A 19,164-nucleotide genomic window follows, 5' to 3' on the forward strand; every position below is an offset into this window, starting at 1 on the left:
GCCGATTCGCTTTTTTATCATCAACATACAACACTAGGTGCGTGTGGTTGCTCATAACAGCATAAGCACATACATCAATGCAAAATACCTTGGCTAATTCAATCAGCTTATCTTCAACCCAGCCTCTACGATGCTCAAAAGATTGGCCTGTGAAACGATCTTCACCGCACAAGAAAGCACGACGAACGCAACGTGAAATACAGTGATAATACTTTGTATCAACCAAACTTACTTGACGCTTTCTTGCAATAGCCATAGAACACCCTGTTTATTTTTAATACTAACCTAAAGCTAGTAAAAAACATGAAAAATGCAAACTTTAGGATGGGTGTCATCTTTGTTTGTTGGCTATAATGTGAAGCGAAGCGGAACCGAGCCAACTATTACGAATCCGACTTTAAGGACTTATTATGTATCAATTTCAAGTGAATATATTTTATTTGAGTCCTTTAAACTTACATTAAGAAACTCTATGGATTCTTCTATAATTAGATTACTTATAATAACTAAATTGAAATTATTACCAACAATTCTTGTTGATGGATATTTTATAGCGTCGAAACCAGCTAGTTTTGCACAATCGGCAATGAACCTTGAGAAAACATAACATGGTTTGTGATAACCCTCTGTATCCAGCTCTCGACTCATTAATGATGAAAAAACTAAAGCAGACAATTCGGATTCAAAATCAGAATGTGATTCATCAGGAAAACTTAAATCCAAAATTTTAATTTCTTTTTTTAATTTAAACTCAGCTATGTAGCAAAGAACTTTTCTAACTTCTCTGAAGCATGTTTCTAGGTCGCTTGCTGTGTATAACACTTGTTGGCCTGCATGATTATACCGACCTTCTTGGATGAATTTTTTAGGTGGAAAAGCAAACTGCTCGAAATTCAACTCTTCGATTTGATTTGCCACTCTCGCTCGAAACAATGAATGTTCAATGAAAAGTGAATCCGTTGAGTGAGCTACTTTTTTTAATAATTCAAAAGTATCATTTGCAAAGTGGTTTGATAGAAGTAAAAAAGGGGTTGTTTCCGACAACTCAACTATTTCATTTATCGACTCTTCAAAACCTAACTGATCTACTTCATATTTAAAAGGTAACTCATATGGCCAGAAGTTTCCGGATAAGACTTCATCACAACGTGGGCAATTAACCAGTTTGATTAGTACATTAAATTCATCTTCTGTATAACACTGTCTTATACGCCTTGAACCACTATAAAATGATCTTAAATCAATTGATTGACATTGAAACTCACCATCGTTCGCATTTAACGCTAGTGGCCAAGCCTTTATAAAATCGTCATAACAATTTTCACAACAAGCTATATCCGCAGAGAACTAAGACTCAATGTCAGCATCGAATAGCTCTTCAAATACATCTCCATGCTCTTCAATGAGTTCACCTTCATTAATTGTTACTGACATACTCGATAGTTTCTCTAGATACATAACGAGGCTGTAGAATAACTCTAACAGCCAAATTCAATTAAAAAATGAGCCCCTATAATTAACTCTAAGCGTTTTTAAAGCACTAGGCAATGCATTTAGGACCCACAAAACGGGCTGTTTTTCTTAAAAAAGAGTAATTCTACAGCCACAACGCCACCTTAAGCGGCAAAAAATTGTTTGCTAAAATGTTGAACGAAGTGAGAACAGCAAACTGTTTTTTGTCCGTTTAAAGGTCTTGTTATAAGTTTTATACTTATTGTGTGGTTTTAATCTGTTTGCATGAATTAATAATACTTAAAAGTGAAACCCAAAAAACAGCAACACCACCTAGAACTATGACTAACTTTTGGTCAGTAAAATCACCTAAGCCTTTACTTCCCTCTAAAACCAAATAGCATAAATCAATACCTGAAAATGCAGCTGCTACAGATAGAATAACCATAAAAATATCCGTAAGTATTGGAAGTTTTTTAGATTTATAAAGCGAGAAGCATACAAATAAAACCCCAAAAATTAACGATACATAGATAAATAGATTAGGCTGAGTACTAAACATCGTCAGACTCCTTTTTTAAGGAATCGATGAGATGCTGTCTATATGCTTCTCCTTCTTCTTTCTCTGACTTACTAGCATTTTCATATGTATTAAGAATTTTAGACATTGCTTTTCTATTTTCTTTTTTATGCTGAAAATATGATATTGCCGTTAAGCTTATGCCTATTAATGTTGATATAAGTGATAAAGACACTTTACCAATATCCGGATAAATATTAGAGATTAGTAATGCTAATCCAGCAATACTTGCAATGGTTGTTGTGATAGCAACATAAAACCATTTCTCTTTTTTTCTTTCCTTTTCCATTTTTTCCATGGTTACAAAAAGCTCAACATCTGCTTCTGCTATTCTTTTTGCTAGTAATTCAGGTGAAATCTTACTCATATGCTTCCAGTTGATTGAAACTTATAACAGCTTATTGAACACCATTTTGGTGGTTTATAACACACCAAAGCGGCGTGTATTACATACCCTGATAATTTCACCAATAATTACCTTTGTAAACAGACAATTAAAACAGCTAGGAATTAAGCATGTTATTTTGCCCCAAAGCGGTGGTTAATAATGTTATCAGGAAAAATTAGGAGACAACTCATCAAAATAGGAATAAGTTTAACTTTTTCAGTGTCCGGTTATCGCTCACAGCTGAACTTCGCAAAAGTGCCAATAGCGGACGGTGACACTATAGTAACTTGTTATATTTACTTTTCTTGGGTTGCTTAGGTGGTAAAGAATCTACGAAATTAATACAAATATTGACCCAATGCGCTAAACCGGAATCAGACTCAAAACCATCAGGTAAAATATATATTAAACCTTTTACTGGTTTCCCCGTAAAATCCATTTCAGTAGTATAAGGTTTTGTTAAACAATCAGAATAATTTTCTGGTCCAACACGAGCCATAAGCTTATCACCAATAATTACACAACACATGTGATCAGAAAGTGAAAAACATAAACCTCCAAACATTTTTCTTACCGCTAAATCATAACGATTACTAAAATGCTCATAAAGTCGTTCCTCTAAACCTCGATCAAAAGCCATAGTTGGTTAAGCACCCTTCATCATTGTAAATATAACCAAGCTATAGAGTAACTCCAACAGCCAAATTCAATTAAAAAACGAGCTCCTGTGATTAACTCTAAGCGTTTTTAAAGCATTAGGTAATGCATTTTTGGAACCCATAAAACAGGCTGTTTTTCTTAAAAAAGAGTAATTCTACAGCCACAACGCCCTAATAATGGGCAAAAAATTGTTGGCTAAAATGTTGAGGAACGAAAACAGCCAACTGTTTTTTGTCCTTATTTATTAGTTTGTTAGGTTACACTTTACTCATAAGCTTGACCACTGTTGTTTTAGCCCAATCAAATGAACAATACCAAAAGATAAGCAAATTACTGAACTCCAAATCCAAAATTCAGGTGAGCGCCCCATAGGGGAATTTATAAAGAAGAAACCAGCGATCCCACGAACTAAATAAATTGAAGTAATAATAATGAGAGCAATGCGTATAAAGGATAACCGAAAAATAACACCTGCCGCAGAAAAGGCATAAAGCGACCAAAAAGATAGAATAATAAAAATTGCAGCAGTTATAAGCGTGGGTTTTATACTACCTCTCTCGGCTAGTATTGCCATATGTTCACCTGCACCGAATAAACGATACCAAGGCGCTCCAAAATAAATACAGCCTAAATGTAGTATCGCAACGATAGCACTCAAAGTGCCCGCGATAAGAAGAAAAACGTTCATGTTGTGATAAAACCTCCGTGTAACCTAACGAGGCTGTAGAATAACTCTAACAGCCAAATTCAATTAAAAAACGAGCTCCTGTAATTAACTCTAACCGTTTTTAAAACACTAGGCAATGCATTTGGAACCCATAAAACAGGCTGTTTTTCTTAAAAAAGAGCAACTCTACAGCCTCAATGCCCATATTGAGCGGACTAAAATTGTGTGCCAAACTTGTTGAGGAAAGAAACATGGCACACTGTTTTTGTTCAGCTTAAATTTACTTTTTATATTGAGATAGCCATAACTTTAGTTCAGGCCACCAAATATTAGTTACATCAGTATCATTTAATACTTTTCTATTACTTTTAACTTTCAACTTTCTATCTGCTGGTAATTTGTCTTTTACCCCCCAGTAAGGAAAAGGGGTTAAACCTTCTGGTACTGCAGGATTCTCTTCCATGCTATCTGTATTAGCGTCAATAATTTCATCTTTTGTTATCACCCAAAAATGTAACCAAGAAAAATCATTTTTATAACTTGCTTTACCACTAACAGTCTTTGCGTAAACACCCAAGTGGTTTAAGGAAAGTTCGAGTAACATCGAGAATTGTTGGCACATTTCTGAACGACCAAACAAGTTTTCATCTACTAATGAAGCAATTTTATCAATTAACTCCTTCCTGAAATTAACATCTAAGACTGCTGATTGATCAATAAGTGATGTTGAAGGCAGTTTCCTCTCTCCTGCACGTTTTTCTTTCCGTATTACACCGACAATATCTTGTTGTACTGGATGGGCTACTTGCAAAAACTCATCTGCAGACATATTCTCAACTGGGGATATTTCTCTCATTAAAACTCCTATCTACAAATAGCAATATAACGCCAAATAATAAGTGAGCCAAATATGACTAGTGATTTACTCCGTAAATGGCATAACATGTTTAGCGAATCTGAATCGATTGACTTGTTATGGTGACTTTTCAATGATTTCAAAATACTTTGTAGAAAGTGTATCTGATAGTTTTGGCTGTTCTATAATAAGACAAAAATCAAGGATAGATAGCAATGACAATTTACTTGATTCTGTCAATATCCATAAAGAATGCCCCAAAAGGTTACGCACTGAAACTTCATCGCCTTGAGTGCGAGCAGAAACTTGGAAGGATCCACCATGAGTATAATCATTCATAGCTTTCCATTTCTCGGTTTTGTAACGCTTCAAAGCATCATTTTTATAGCCTTCCGTGGTCTCAACATCGCTTATCAGTGTATTAACCTTTAGATCTAAGTTCTTACCATCGATAAACTTTATTATATCAGTGTCAGTAGCACATCGAAGAAACCACATCCCTCTTAACAGCGCTTCAAACTGGCAACGAAGAAGAGCAAAGGACGAACCAAAAAAATTACATTTAGCTAAATTCAGAATTGATTGATGGTGCTCTAAACTCAAATGCAACAGCCCCATTGCAACTCGTCGTCTTCCATTAGACTCAAAACTAACGCCATCAAGCTGGAGTTGATAATATTTAGACCAATTTTCAAAATCTTCAATATTCATATATCACCATAACACCGCGTTGAGCAGACAAAAATAGTGGGTTATAATGTACACTTAAGCGTAATCAACTGTTTTAATGTCATTTAATTATCTTTCCATATATTTATTTTATGCATCATTTTGCCATGCTCTTCATAATACACACTTTCAGGTATTTGTGGTATTTTTTGAAAACCACCAATACCTTGCCCATAATATTGAGCGAATGCCATAAACTGTTTTTCAGCCGTCTCAGTTGGCTTCTCAGCTTTACTTAAAACAAAAGATATTGGCTTAATTTGAGAGTTGCTCTTAAAGCACTCAGCCCAAGCACAAACACGATGGTTTCCATCTCGCACTACATAATAGTTGCCAATACATACCAATTCAGGTGAAGGAAAGTCAGAGCCAGATATATACATTTGCTTATATTTTCTAACCTTGTCCAAATTTAAAGCAGCTTCCCCTGGATATACATCTTTTAATTCTTTCAATTTATCAACCTTACAGTGAGGAGCAACACAACATTTTACTATTAATCAAAACTGTAAGTTCAGATATGCGCTATTACATATATCGAAAGCCATAAATAAACTTACAAATTTATTCACATACTTTTCCATCACCATCACGATCACTCATGTACTCATACGCAGGATGATCAGAATAAACTGGTGCAATGCCGTGAGCTCTTGCTTCGGAACAGGTAATTTTTCCGTTTTTATTAGTATCATATAGCGTGAGCGCATCAACTATTACTGGAACATCTGTTTGACCCGCCGACCCTTCATAAGGATAAAAAATCATTTCAAAGCTATCACATTTAGATAATACAGCTTCTAGGGTATTAGCTTCTTCTCTATCTACACTAAGCTCATATTTTGTTTTTATTTCAACAATTCTATTGGCAAACCAGCATTTATTTTTTTCAGGCAACCATTCTGAAGGGTCAAAACCACACTTCCCTCCAGTACTGCATCGATTGATCTTAGGTGCCGCAAGAGTTAGGTTTAAAAGATCCGTTGCAAACTGTATTCTTTTATTTTCATCTGCATTACATAGGCCACTATCATGGCCTTCTGATGCTGCAACTATATGTTCTATATCTGTCATACTGTCATACTGTCATACTGTCATACTGTCATACTGTCATACTGTCATACTGTCATTATCAAAATACCGTCCAATATATGGTCCGTACACTAAACCTCCCATACTCTGCACAATGTCATCTTCTACACTCTGAGAATAAGGGTATTGGGCTTTTTTATCATAGGGTGAACATCTGTACTCTGGCTCGACAACAAGGCCATTCCACATGTTCTGAGCAAAGCATGAGGAAATTGAAAATGTGGTGATAAAAATCAATGTTACAAAGCGCTTCATGTATATGTCCTTATATTTGCGATAATTGAAAAAATAAACAATCAATAGTATACGACAGATAAACTATAGTTCTCGAAAATTTAGGAAAAAAGGCCATCAGCAGAATCGGTAATAAACTTAGTTTAAATGGGTTTTTGCTGTGGTAAAATTAAATGTAACATATTGATTTCGTTAAATACTAATTTTGCAAAGAACGCACTTAAAGCACTGTTTTTATACACAGCAAAAACAAAAATAAACAATTAAAATCAATAGCTTAACTGAGCTTAGCGCGTTAACATGGGGTGGCAGGGGTCGAGAGTTCGAATCTCTCCATACCGACCAATTATATTTCCCCTCACTTCTATTTCACCGTTATTCTTTGCATCCCATTAATTTGCTTTATGATGAGTGAGTAATGGCTATTCCGATAATTTTATGTTTTCAAATAAAATTCAAGTTTTTATTTTGTACGCCGTTAATTAAACATGCTTTGGTGACAGTGTTTACTTAGCCAGCTGAATTTTAAGCTTACACGAGCCCTGTTAAACACTGTCGTATTGTATTGAAAAATATAACAACATTTTAAACATGCCGACTTATTAAAGCCTGAATTAGGGTAATAAGTCGTTATTTATAACAAGTTGCTATTTTATGTACAGGAGGTACTGCGTGGACTTTTCTAATGATGAACAACAGTTTTTATCAAACTTATTTAAAGGCCAAGCCAAGCAGCAATTACCTGCAAATCAACGCCTGACTGTGCAAAGTGATATTCCGGCTAAAATAGCGAATCTATTTATTAATGCTAAGTTGACTTTACTCGCTGAGGTCGGTCACTATCAGTTGTGGTTTCCTTTAGAATTTAAAACTGATGAATCAGGGTTGTTAACCCCGATACTTAGCTCACCTGAAGTTATTGACACCACTGGTACACAACGAAGTTGGCGCTTAGACAATTTAAATATACAAAGTGATGGGTTTAAAATTGAGTCAATATCTAGCACCGGGATCTTTTTAAAACCAATCAGCAATAAAGTGCCTTTAATTACTCATCACAGAATGCAGTTTTATCTGCCAAATAAAAAACACATCATTATTAGCATTGAACCCGTTAGACAAAATAAGCAAGGTATCGCAGCTAAAATAACTCATATTCATGAAGGGAAAGATCACCTTCGCGACTATTTATTTAGTGTTCATAAACGACAATATGTAAATTTATATACCGCTATTGCTTAGAGTTAGTTGCGAAGTGAAGAATCCATCGATAAGCTGTCTTTTTTATTGTTACTAATGAAGGTTTTATGAGCGATACTATTTATCCAATTGGAACAGCTAACATTTCATGGAATGATGATGAGAAACAACAATGGTTCGATTCTCAAAACATTAAGCGTAGCTACCACAATGATGTTGTGTCATTAATAAATGAACTTACAGATGAGTGTGATGTTGAACAATATGGTGAACTTGTTTATCAAGACGCTAATTACCCCCTCTTTGCTATTAAATCTCGTAATTGGCAAAACAATAAACCAACCGTATTAGTAACAGGTGGTGTGCATGGCTATGAAACCAGCGGTGTGCATGGTGCAATTCGGTTTATTAAAACATTAGGTAGACATTACAGTGAGCATTTTAACCTTGTGGTAACGCCCTGTATCAGCCCGTGGGGCTATGAAACAATAAACCGCTGGAATCCAGCTGCCATTGATCCTAACCGTTCTTTTTATGCTAATAGCCCTGCCCCTGAATCTGCAAATGTGATGGCTTACATTGCTGGGCTTGGTGTTGAGCTAGTTGCACATATTGATCTACACGAAACAACCGACACCGATAACAGTGAGTTTCGCCCTGCACTTGCTGCGCGCGATGGTAAAATTAATACTAATTGGAATATTCCTGATGGTTTTTATTTAGTTGCTGATTCAACGAAACCTGCGGCAGAATTTCAAAAGGCTATTATTGAAAACGTTACAAAGATAACACACATTGCACCCAGTGATGAAAATAACCAATTAATAGGCGTGCCGCAAGAGCAATTTGGCGTTATCAACTATGCGGCACGCGAGCTTGGTTTATGCATGGGCTTTAGCGATGCAAAGTTTGTAACAACAACTGAGGTATACCCAGATAGCCCAACAGCAACGGATGAAGAATGTATTCTTGCACAAGTTGCTGCGATTGCCGGTGCGCTTGATTATATAGCTTCACAACAATAATCGTATTTAAAGCAGATCCATCTACTGAATAAGTTTCGGGTCTGCTTTTTACTAGGGCGTGTTGACCTTTGTGGATTGACGTTTGTTCAATCTAGGGGCGATTTAATCGCGGCGCGAGGTTTGGAATCGAGTGGGCTCGATAACTGCTCCTGCGTTATTCTACTGGCTCACATCCATGTGAGAATAAGTAAAAATCGAGCAAAGCTTCCGCGTCCTGCTCACGCCCCTTACCTACATCGGTGTAAGTAACAAAGAGTTAATCGCCCCTAGGAAGAACCCTTTGGGCAGCGCATGTTTGGCATTTATACTGCGTTATCGCCTATTTATGGGGAACGACCACACACCATAGGCGCTGCCTTGCCTAAATACCTAACATACGGCTGTAAAATCAATCACGAAAGGTCAACACGCCCTAGACTAAATTATATATTTGTTTAAAATTCACGCTCTTTTATTTTTACAAGGAAGCAAATGGAATTTAAAAACAAATACGGTAGAGTCGTTTTAGAACGTGATCACAGCATTATTATCGGACATTTTCACGGCAATATTAACGCAAACCTAGTCTGTCAATTTAGTAACAGCATTTTTGAACACATTAAACCTTTTGCAGGAAGACCTTGGGCGTATATCTGTAACTCATACACGGCATGTGCAGCAACGCCTGAGGCTGAGGAACAATTTACACATTTAGCAAAACAAATGATGCAGAGAAACTGTATTGCTAGCGCCTATATTTTAGGCTCGTCTTTAGTGGTTAATCAAATGCAACGTATTATGAATAATGCAGGCTTGATGATTGATATTAAAAGTCGTTTGTTTGCTGATTTATATCAGGCTAAAGAACATATAAATGAACAATTGAAGTTGCTAACGTGTTGATAAATCAACTACGTTAGCAATCCACATATTTAATTGCGGTAAAATAAGCTTGGTGTTGTAATGGTAATACTTGGATCTTCCTTCGCTGTAATTACAAACTCTAATTTAGTAACTTTTTTATCTACATCGTAGCCATCTGCAATTATAGTTACCGGCACACGTTTAAGTAAGCCTGGTTCAACGAGTATCAACGCAGGGCTTTGTAATTTTGCAATATCAAACCCTTTTAAATCAATTGTATAATGAAGTGGTTGCTGTGTTTTATTAATAATTGTTAGCGTGTATGGGTTTTCAACCAGTCCTTCATAGTTAACTCGGTATAAAGCGTTACGATCACGTAATACCGATGCTTCTATGGGGGTTCTTTGCGCTAACCATGCCACCATAGCAAGCGTTAACAGTGCAGTTAAAGCGCCGTAACCTATCAATTTTAACCTAAATGGATTTGTGTGTTTTCCTGCCATTTGTTGCTCGCTGGCGTATTTGATCAAACCTTTTTGATACCCGAATTTAGTCATTGTATCGTCGCAAGCGTCAATACATAAACCACAATTAATGCATTCATATTGCAAGCCATTTCGAATATCAATACCGGCTGGGCACACTTCTACACATAAGTTACAGTCAACACAATCTCCTAGGCCAACAGTTTTTGGGTCAACCTTACGTTTGCGCGGTCCACGGCTTTCACCACGCTCGTTATCATAAGTGACGACAAGTGTATCTTTGTCAAACATAACTGATTGAAAACGCGAATAAGGGCACGCAACTGTACACATTTTTTCACGTAAAAAGCCTGCATTACCATAGGTGCAAAATGCAAACAGAAAAACCCAAAAACTAGTAATACCTGACCATTCAAAAAAGAACATGTCAGCGTAAAGTGTTTTTGCTGGTATAAAGTAAGCCATAAATGACGTTGCTGTGAGCACTGAAATAACTAACCATGCGCTGTGTTTGGTTATTTTTTTACGTGTTTTAGTGACCCCCCAAGGCGCTTTATCAAGCTGAATTCGTTGATTTCGGCTGCCTTCAATTCGTTCTTCAACCCAAGAAAACAACAACATCCAAATAGTTTGCGGGCATGTGTAACCACACCAAACTCTTCCTAACCAATTAGTTACAAAAAACAACGCAAACGCTGCAACCATAAATAGCAGCGCTAATATCATAAAGTCTTGAGGTAAGAGCGTTAAACCAAAAATGGTAAACTTTTGTGTTGCTACATCGAATAAAACCGCCTGTTGCCCATTGTAAGGGATCCACGGAATAGCAATAAACGTGAGCATCAACAGCCAGCCAAGGTCGCGGCGAATACGTTGGAAAAACCCTTTTTGCTCACGAATATAAATTGGCCCTTCATTTTTGTAGGGCTTGATGATCATATCTTCTTCTTTAATATCAAACTTCATAATACTTACTTCATGGTGACGGTGACTAAGCTAGTATTTGCAACTTTCAGACCAAACTGAAACTTAATTTAAGCTCATGATATTATTGATTTAAATTTAAATGGCTAGCTTTTAACTCGTTAAATAAAACGAAAAACGTTAAATATCACGAATCCCTTTCAATTCCCAATTTTCTCATTTTAGATCGTAACGTACTTTCATGTAGCCCAAGCTTAGTAGCTGCTCCGTGTGCACCTGATATCTTCCAATTTGATAGTTCAAGTACAGACACTATATGACTCTTTTGTGCCTCATCGAGGGTTAAGCTGATGTTAAATGCCGTGTTCGGTGGCATGCTCAAAGGTTGACTTAAATGTAAAATAGGCTGTTTGCTAAGAATAGCTTCACGTTCGAGTACATTTTGTAGCTCACGAATATTACCAGGCCAATCATAAGCTTGCAGCTGGCTAATAGCTTTTTTACTTAACCCCTTCAGTTGCTTACCAAGGCGTTTATTCAATTGCGCAATTAAGTTGGTACATAATAATGGAATATCTTCTTTGCGCTCTTTTAATGCAGGCACTTTAATTGGGAATACATTTAAACGATAATAAAGATCCATTCTAAACGCACCTTGCTGTACCATTTGCCAAAGATCGCGATTGGTTGCTGCGACAATGCGAATATCAACTTTAATTGTATGGCTAGAGCCTACCCGTTCGAATTCATGCTCTTGTAATACGCGCAGTAATTTACTTTGCGCTTCGGGCGGTAACTCCCCTATTTCGTCTAAAAATAAAGTCCCTTTATCTGCCAACTCAAATCGCCCTTTACGACGCTCATTTGCGCCTGTAAAAGCCCCTTTTTCATGTCCGAATAACTCTGATTCGAGCAAACTTGGTGTAAATGCTGCGCAGTTAACCTTTATAAACGACTGGTTTGAGCGTTCGCTGAGGCGATGTAAGTTACGCGCAACAAGCTCTTTACCAGTGCCATTTTCACCTAAAATCAGCACTGTACTAGTGGTTTGCGCTACAAGTTTAATTTGTTCAAGCATGTTTTGAAAAATATGACTGTGTCCAACTAATCCAGAATCTTGCCAATCTTCGTTAAGCTGTGCAATTAAGTAATTATTTTCGTCTTTAAGTTGCTCACTTAAATCTTTAACTTGGGTTAACGCTTGACGTAGCGCGTGTTCGGTTTGATGCTGCTTGGATACATCACGAAATATCGCGACCGCACCAATCAGTTGGTCATTTTTATAAACCGGTGTTGACGTGTATTCAACCGGAAAATTACTGCCATCTTTACGCCAAAAAACTTCGTCCTTTACATGACGGTGTTTACCATCAAACATGGTGCAATATATTTGGCATTCATCCGCGGGGTAAGGCCGCCCGTCAGCGTGGCTGTGATGATGATATTGATGTATTTTTTTCCCTAGTAGCTCAGCGGCTTGCCAGCCTGTCATTCTCTCTGCAGCTGGGTTTATAAACACGGCATTGCCACTGAGATCGAAACCATATATGCCTTCACCTACCGCATTGAGAAGTAATGTAGGATCATTTAAAAATTGCTTTATCATTGCACACCAAATTCGTGAAATATCGCGAGCATTATGGCAAATTTACATCTTTAGTTACATTAATTATTTAACAAATAATTACATCGGCCAGTACAAACATTTAAACTAGTTAAAACAACAAAAATAGAGGGATCATATGTCACTTCAGGTTCAACAACTTAACAAACACTATCACACAGTGACCGCGGTAAATAATTTATCCTTTGAGGTAAATCAAGGTGAAATATTTGCATTGTTAGGCCCTAACGGAGCCGGTAAATCATCGTTAGTAAAAATGCTCGTCGGATTTACACACGCTGATAGTGGCTGTATTAAATTAATTGATGGCTCTCAAAGCTATAGTCAAATCCCTGCCCACCTACTTGGCTATTTACCTGAGGATCGCGGTCTTTATCCTGAAAAAACACTCAAACAAAATTTACAATTTTTTGCAAGTCTCCATGGTGTATCAAATAATGACTTTAATAAACGCTGTGAATATTGGTTAGATAAATTTAGCTTATCATCACGTATTAATGATCCATTAAAGTCTCTTTCTAAAGGTAATCAGCAAAAAGTTCAGCTCATCAGCGCTATTTTACATGAGCCAAAATGGGTTATTTTAGATGAACCATTTTCTGGATTAGACCCTATCAATCAAGAGTTGGTGGTCGAATTTTTAGCGCAATTAAAGCAACAAGGTATGACCGTTATTTTAAGTGCGCATCAAATGGCGATGGTTGAAAAGCTTGCGGATCGGGTTTTATTACTCAACCAAGGCCAAAGCGTGTTATATGGTGATTTAACCAACATTTTAACCACGCAACAAGCAAGGGTTATAAAAGTACAGTTTGCCGAGCCGCTTGATGAATTAGCGGTAAATGAACTAAAAGATAAGTACAGTGTTGAACAAATAAAAGCACAACAATTGCAAATCACCCTTTTAGAAGAGCAATCACTGAACACTCTTTTGCCGTCGTTATTAGTACTCGGCGATATAGTTGAATTAAAAAATCAGGCCCAGTCATTACACAGCCTTTATCTAAATGCCGTCTCTGAGCATAATAAAAAGTTAAAGCAAGGAGCTCAACTATGAAAGCACAGTCATTAAAAAACACCCAAATTTGGACCGTGGCAAAATGGGAGTTTTTGCACTTTTTTAAATTAAAACAAGAAATTATTTCAAAACTGATCATGCTTGTCATCGCTGGCGTTATTTATTTCTTTGCAGCAAATAATCAGCAACTTGAACAAAGTTACACTATCGCAACTGATACCGATTTCACTCTCAATGCGGGCAATAGCCAACAGAGCAACTTTAACTTTATACCCGTGAACGATCTTGATGATGTGATCAAAAACTTAAATGAAACTAAAGAGTATGATGCCGTTATTCGTTTTAACTCACCTGATGGGCGGGTCTCACTTATCACCGCAGAAAAAGCAAGCTGGCAATTACAACTAAGCAGTTTATTAAGCACTGAGCTACAGCATGCGCAATTTAATAAACTCAATTTAACTCAAGAGCAACAACTAGGTTTACGTACACAAGTACTTATAGAGCACCAGGTTTTAGATGAATTACTAAAAAACCAAGCAGATAAAAGTCAAACTTACACTGCGTTTGGTGTATTAATTTTGCTTTTTATAGCGATGTTTGGTGTGTTTGGCCAGCTTTTTGTGAGTATCACTGGTGAAAAACAGAACCGCGTTACAGAACAAATTATGGCAACCATGACACCGCAAACATGGATTGACGGTAAATTAACAGGGCAAATATTATTAGCCGTAAAAACAATGGTCAGCACTTTGCTATCCATTGTACTTTCAATGCTATTTTTTACTGTGGTGATAAAACAACAAGCGATTGATCTGCACTTTGTGAATTGGGCGTTATTGCCATGGTTTTTTGCCTTTGCGATTGCTGGTCTTGCTATTTGCGCGGCCTTTATGGCGGCAATTGCCGCTGGGATAGACGATCCTAACCACAGTAGTAAAAGTGCATTAATGATGCTGCCTATTGCACCTATTGTAATCGCCTTTTTTGTAATGGACGCCCCGAATAGCATACTGACAGTGATATTAAGTTATTTACCAATCACTGCTTTTGCTGTTATGCCTGTACGTATGTCGCTAGTTGAGTTACCACTGTGGCAACCTCTACTCTCACTCGTACTTAGCATTGGCTGTTTTTATTACTTACGAATAGTTGCCGCTCGTATTTTCAAAATGGGGATGAATATGTACGGTAAAGAACCTAGTTTAAAAGCAATGTGGTCAGCTATTTTTAAATAATCTAAGGTCTAATTTATTTTAACTTTTTCTTTTTGATACTTTTCTTTTTTGATATTTGCAGTACTCTACATAAGACCCTAGACAGGCTGTTAATAAGCAGCCTGTCTAACCATAATCTTCGTTAATGGCTATGAGTTTTACTATTTATATAGTCGGTCAGAGCAAACAATACACCTGAGACCACGAATGTCACATGTATTAATACCTTTAACATAAGTTGTTCGCTGGTGTAAGTTGACGAAATTATAAAAACTTTAAGGAGCTCAACAGCTGAAATAGCGACAATCGCACTGATTAATTTCATCTTCAAACCAGAAAAACCAACTTTCCCCATCCATGCAGGGCGGTCTTCATGATTTTCAATATTTAACTTCGATACAAAGTTTTCATAACCACTGAAGGTAATGATCAATAGTAACCCCGCTAATAATGCCGTATCAACTAGGGTTAAAATACCCACTAACAATTCTTGGCTTGTTGCTGTGAATGTTGATACACCCATTAAATACAGTAATTTGAAAAATTTAATGAGCAATAAAATTACAGCAAAGAGTAAACCAACAAAAAATGGAGCCAATAACCAGCGGCCACGAAATATCAACGTTTCAAGAAGATGTTCAGCTTTACCTGCTTGGCGTGGAATTTTATTTGGGTTGGGATTATCCATAGTACTCATCAATTTATAAAAACCCGACTCTATCTGAGTTTCTACCTCGATACAAATACTTATCTACATCAGCAGCTGATTTTTGTGTTAGCTTTTTCATCCTAACGATAAAAATATTTCGTTATCTTTTATTCTCATTTAGTTTGAAAATCAACTTACCAACAGCATGCTGCTTGATTGGTTAACTCTTGTTTTTGAATGTTCAAAAACAATCGTCACTACATTTTTAGGATTAAACGAATGAAAAAAGCATTGCTAGCGCTTATGGTAGCGCCATTATTTGCGGTTTCTGCAACTTTTGCTGTTGCTGACGATGCTGTTGACGCTTCAGCCGAAACAATTAAAGAATACACAGAAATGTGTTTAAACTGGGCTAAAGACGACGATATCAGTAATGATGAGCTGAAACCATACGTTTTAAAATGCGTAAATGATGAACTTGAAGCAGAAGGCTATAACAAAGTCACTGATGTAAAAATTTAATCGTCACATTGCCATTGCACATTAATTTGACATAAAAAAACCGGAATCGGCACAAGGGTGTGCGTTCCGGTTTTTTTGCGTTTAACGAGTACTTGATTTAAACACTCGCTACATACATTTTACTCTGCGTCTTTTTTCACTTTAGCAGGTGCTTTTTTTGCAACCGCTTTTTTGGCGGCTGGTTTTTTAGCTGCTGCTTTCTTTTTAGGTGCGGCTTTTTTCTTTGCCTCTTCAACCCACTTTCCAGCGTTATAATGTGCAGTCCAGCCAGTTGCTTTACCTTCAACCTCAGTCATTACATACTGTTCTTTATTCTTTCTGCTATAGCGTACAACAGCTAAGTTACCATCTGGATCTTTTGCTGGTGCATCTGCTAGATAATAGAACTTAGGTGAAATACGATCTCTAAAACGATGTAACTCTTCGACCTTTGGTGCACGTGTTTCTCGCGATTTAGGGAACGTATTTGCCGCTAAGAAAATACCTGCAGCCCCATCTCGCAATACAAAGTATGCTTCTGATTTTTCACATTCTAGCTCAGGCAGTTGTACGGGATCTTCTTTTGGTGGCGCAGCTTCTCCACTACGCAGTAATTTACGTGTGTTTTTACACTCGTCATTACTACAACCAAAATATTTTCCAAAACGTCCTGATTTAAGCTGCATATCAGATGAGCATTTATCGCACTCAATAATAGGGCCATCATAACCTTTAATTTTAAAGGTTCCCTGCTCGACTATATGCCCTTTACAACCTGGGTTATTACCACAAACATGCAATTTGCGTGTTTCATCAATCAGGTATGAATCCATTGCCGTTTCACAAATTGGGCAACGCTTCATTTGCATTAATGTTTCAGTTTCAACATCTTCAACATCTGCAGCGACCGCTTCATCACCCGACACTAAGTTCATAGTGGTCGTGCAGCGTTCTTTTGGTGGTAAGTTATAACCTGTACACCCGAGGAAAACACCAGTAGATGCTGTGCGAATACCCATTTTTCTGCCGCACGTTGGGCAGTCAATATCGGTTTCGACCATTTCATTTTTACGCATTCCACCTTCATCTTCTTCGCCACTGGCTAAAGTCAGTTGGGTAGAAAAATCAGCATAAAACTTATCAAGTACTTGTGTCCAGATGCGCTCACCTTCAGCAATATCATCTAAACGACCTTCCATTTTCGCGGTAAAATCGAAGTTCATTAAGTCAGTAAAATTCTCAACTAAACGGTCAGTGACAATCTCACCCATTTTTTCTGCAAAAAAGCGGCGATTCTCAACTCGTACATATCCACGATCTTGAATCGTTGAAATAATTGACGCGTAAGTAGATGGACGACCAATGCCACGCTTTTCAAGCTCTTTAACTAGGCTCGCTTCACTAAAACGTGCTGGCGGCTTAGTAAAGTGCTGCTTAGGATCAAGCTCAACAAGGCTTAATACTTCACCTTCTTTAATCGCAGGTAATGATTGATCTTCTTCATTCTTTTTACGAATAGCAGGTTGCACTTTAGTCCAACCATCAAAGCGTAGTACGCGGCCTTTCGCTCTAAGCTGAAAATCATTCGCTGCAACGGTTAATGTTGTTAAGTCATATTCAGCAGGAACCATTTGGCAAGCAACAAATTGACGCCAAATTAATTCATAAAGCTTTTTGGCATCTGGGTCGACACCATCAAGGTGGCCTGATAATACACTCACGCTTGAAGGTCGGATAGCCTCATGCGCTTCTTGTGCATTGCCTTTAGAACTATAATTTATTGCTTCTTTTGGTAAGTATTTATCACCAAATTGCTCAGTTACGTAATCACGGCACATTGCTACTGCATCTTTCGACAAATTCGTCGAATCGGTACGCATATAGGTGATATAACCTGCTTCATACAAACGCTGGGCAAGCATCATCGTCTTTTTAACGCCATAACCTAAGCGTGTACTCGCAGCTTGTTGCATTGTTGAGGTAATGAGTGGTGCACTAGGACGACTCTTACTTGGCTTCTCTTCAACACTTACAACTTTATACTCAGCATTTTCTAGCGATGCAGTCGCAGCCATCGCCTGTGCTTCGCTAACTGGCTTAAACGCTTTATCACCTTGTTTAAATACTTCTAAACGTAATGCTGATTCGCTATTTTTAACATCTGCATGAATATCCCAGAACTCTTCTGGGATAAATGCTTTAATTTCGCGTTCACGCTCAACCAGTAAACGTACCGCAACAGACTGAACACGCCCTGCTGATAAGCCTCTAGCAACTTTCTGCCACAACAATGGAGACACCATAAAGCCAACTACACGGTCTAAAAATCGACGGGTCTGTTGGGCGTAGACCATGTCGGTGTTTAGCTCTCCAGGTGCCTCAAAGGCTGCCTGAATGGCATTTTTGGTTATTTCATTGAATACTACACGTTTATACTTCTCAGGCTCGCCGCCAATAATCTCTTGAAGGTGCCAAGCAATTGCTTCCCCTTCTCTATCCAAATCCGTTGCGAGATAGATTTGGTCAGCATTTTCAGCGAGCTTTTGTAATTCTTGAACAACTTTTTCTTTACCCGGTAATACTTCGTAATGTGGCTGCCAGCCTTTGTCAGGGTCAATCCCCATTCGAGCAACTAAGTTAGTATAATCACGCTGTTTTTTATACGCGGCCTTTTCTTCAGGCGCCATTTTGCGCACTTCCGCAGGTGTTTTTGTAGCTGCAGTTTTGGTTTTGCCAGAACCTGAGGTAGGAAGATCTCGTACATGTCCAATACTAGACTTGACGATAAAATCATTTCCTAAATATTTATTAATTGTTTTAGCCTTAGCAGGAGACTCTACAATTACTAGCGATTTGCCCATAGTTGCCTATTTCTAACCAAGTATTTAAAATGTGTTTTGCCCTTTTACAGGCGCGAATATTTATAGGTATATCTACAAACACCAATTGTTACAAGCTTTTAATACAAACTTTTCTGTTTTTAATGATTAATTAAGCAATTGTTGTGCTTAATTTAGGCA

19 protein-coding genes and 1 pseudogene are annotated in these 19,164 nt (G+C 37.5%); 6 read left to right on the forward strand and 14 right to left on the reverse strand.

Annotation, left to right across the window (positions count from 1 at the left end):
• The 10 genes and pseudogenes from HH219_RS18205 to HH219_RS18250 all read right to left on the reverse strand — a co-directional run.
• Positions 1-256, reverse strand: a pseudogene (locus tag HH219_RS18205) (transposase); the annotation flags it as partial.
• Between the two features lie 152 nt (positions 257-408).
• Entirely contained in the window at positions 409-1,044 is a 636-nt protein-coding gene (locus tag HH219_RS18210) for an RES family NAD+ phosphorylase (RefSeq protein ID WP_169328264.1), read from the reverse strand.
• 667 nt (positions 1,045-1,711) lie between these two features.
• Positions 1,712-2,014, reverse strand: coding sequence for a hypothetical protein (locus tag HH219_RS18215; RefSeq protein ID WP_169328265.1), 303 nt, complete (start codon positions 2,012-2,014; stop codon positions 1,712-1,714).
• The gene (locus HH219_RS18220) at positions 2,007-2,399 is read right to left on the reverse strand and encodes a hypothetical protein (RefSeq protein ID WP_169328266.1); all 393 of its coding nucleotides are present in this window, start codon (positions 2,397-2,399) and stop codon (positions 2,007-2,009) included. The genes HH219_RS18215 and HH219_RS18220 overlap by 8 nt, the downstream gene beginning before the upstream one ends.
• 298 nt (positions 2,400-2,697) lie before the next feature.
• Positions 2,698-3,060, reverse strand: a complete 363-nt coding sequence (locus HH219_RS18225) for a TfoX/Sxy family protein (RefSeq protein ID WP_169328267.1) — start codon at positions 3,058-3,060, stop codon at positions 2,698-2,700.
• A 288-nt stretch (positions 3,061-3,348) separates the two neighbouring features.
• A complete protein-coding gene (locus tag HH219_RS18230; protein ID WP_169328268.1) occupies positions 3,349-3,768 on the reverse strand; it encodes a hypothetical protein in 420 nt (139 codons plus the stop codon).
• A 259-nt stretch (positions 3,769-4,027) separates the two neighbouring features.
• Complete coding sequence (locus HH219_RS18235; protein WP_169328269.1) at positions 4,028-4,603, reverse strand: hypothetical protein; 576 nt, start codon at positions 4,601-4,603, stop codon at positions 4,028-4,030.
• Positions 4,604-4,720: 117 nt separating this feature from the next.
• Positions 4,721-5,314, reverse strand: coding sequence for a hypothetical protein (locus HH219_RS18240; protein WP_169328270.1), 594 nt, complete (start codon positions 5,312-5,314; stop codon positions 4,721-4,723).
• Positions 5,315-5,397: 83 nt separating this feature from the next.
• Positions 5,398-5,787 carry a hypothetical protein gene (locus HH219_RS18245; protein ID WP_169328271.1) on the reverse strand — a complete coding sequence of 130 codons (390 nt, stop codon included), beginning with the start codon at positions 5,785-5,787 and terminating at the stop codon, positions 5,398-5,400.
• Positions 5,788-5,896: 109 nt separating this feature from the next.
• The gene (locus HH219_RS18250) at positions 5,897-6,406 is read right to left on the reverse strand and encodes an excalibur calcium-binding domain-containing protein (RefSeq protein ID WP_169328272.1); all 510 of its coding nucleotides are present in this window, start codon (positions 6,404-6,406) and stop codon (positions 5,897-5,899) included.
• 924 nt (positions 6,407-7,330) lie between these two features.
• Between HH219_RS18250 and HH219_RS18255 the strand changes: the two genes are divergently transcribed.
• From HH219_RS18255 to HH219_RS18265, 3 genes are all read left to right on the forward strand, one after another.
• Entirely contained in the window at positions 7,331-7,900 is a 570-nt protein-coding gene (locus tag HH219_RS18255; RefSeq protein WP_064435979.1) for a hypothetical protein, read from the forward strand.
• 65 nt (positions 7,901-7,965) lie between these two features.
• Positions 7,966-8,883 carry a M14 family metallocarboxypeptidase gene (locus HH219_RS18260; protein ID WP_169328273.1) on the forward strand — a complete coding sequence of 306 codons (918 nt, stop codon included), beginning with the start codon at positions 7,966-7,968 and terminating at the stop codon, positions 8,881-8,883.
• 471 nt (positions 8,884-9,354) lie between these two features.
• Complete coding sequence (locus tag HH219_RS18265; RefSeq protein WP_169328274.1) at positions 9,355-9,765, forward strand: hypothetical protein; 411 nt, start codon at positions 9,355-9,357, stop codon at positions 9,763-9,765.
• Between the two features lie 29 nt (positions 9,766-9,794).
• Here HH219_RS18265 and ccoG read toward each other — a convergent pair whose 3' ends face one another.
• Entirely contained in the window at positions 9,795-11,177 is a 1,383-nt protein-coding gene (gene ccoG / locus HH219_RS18270; RefSeq protein WP_169328275.1) for a cytochrome c oxidase accessory protein CcoG, read from the reverse strand.
• Positions 11,178-11,322: 145 nt separating this feature from the next.
• Entirely contained in the window at positions 11,323-12,741 is a 1,419-nt protein-coding gene (locus HH219_RS18275) for a sigma 54-interacting transcriptional regulator (protein WP_054206540.1), read from the reverse strand.
• Between the two features lie 136 nt (positions 12,742-12,877).
• Here HH219_RS18275 and HH219_RS18280 point away from each other — a divergent pair, with 136 nt between their 5' ends.
• A complete protein-coding gene (locus HH219_RS18280; RefSeq protein WP_054206539.1) occupies positions 12,878-13,816 on the forward strand; it encodes an ATP-binding cassette domain-containing protein in 939 nt (312 codons plus the stop codon).
• Positions 13,813-15,015 (forward strand): ABC transporter permease, encoded by a 1,203-nt coding sequence (locus tag HH219_RS18285; protein ID WP_169328276.1) that lies wholly within the window; start codon positions 13,813-13,815, stop codon positions 15,013-15,015. The genes HH219_RS18280 and HH219_RS18285 overlap by 4 nt, the downstream gene beginning before the upstream one ends.
• Positions 15,016-15,136: 121 nt before the next feature.
• On the opposite strand, the gene HH219_RS18290 is transcribed toward HH219_RS18285, so the two are convergent.
• Positions 15,137-15,682, reverse strand: a complete 546-nt coding sequence (locus tag HH219_RS18290; RefSeq protein ID WP_054206537.1) for a TIGR00645 family protein — start codon at positions 15,680-15,682, stop codon at positions 15,137-15,139.
• Positions 15,683-15,922: 240 nt separating this feature from the next.
• Between HH219_RS18290 and HH219_RS18295 the strand changes: the two genes are divergently transcribed.
• Positions 15,923-16,165, forward strand: coding sequence for a hypothetical protein (locus HH219_RS18295; RefSeq protein WP_054206536.1), 243 nt, complete (start codon positions 15,923-15,925; stop codon positions 16,163-16,165).
• Between the two features lie 119 nt (positions 16,166-16,284).
• Here the strand turns inward: HH219_RS18295 and topA are convergent, their stop codons facing one another.
• Positions 16,285-19,005 carry a type I DNA topoisomerase gene (gene topA / locus HH219_RS18300; protein ID WP_054455679.1) on the reverse strand — a complete coding sequence of 907 codons (2,721 nt, stop codon included), beginning with the start codon at positions 19,003-19,005 and terminating at the stop codon, positions 16,285-16,287.
• Positions 19,006-19,164 lie beyond the last annotated feature (159 nt).

The organism is Pseudoalteromonas sp. NEC-BIFX-2020_015 (assembly GCF_012952265.1).
GTDB lineage: Bacteria > Pseudomonadota > Gammaproteobacteria > Enterobacterales > Alteromonadaceae > Pseudoalteromonas > Pseudoalteromonas neustonica.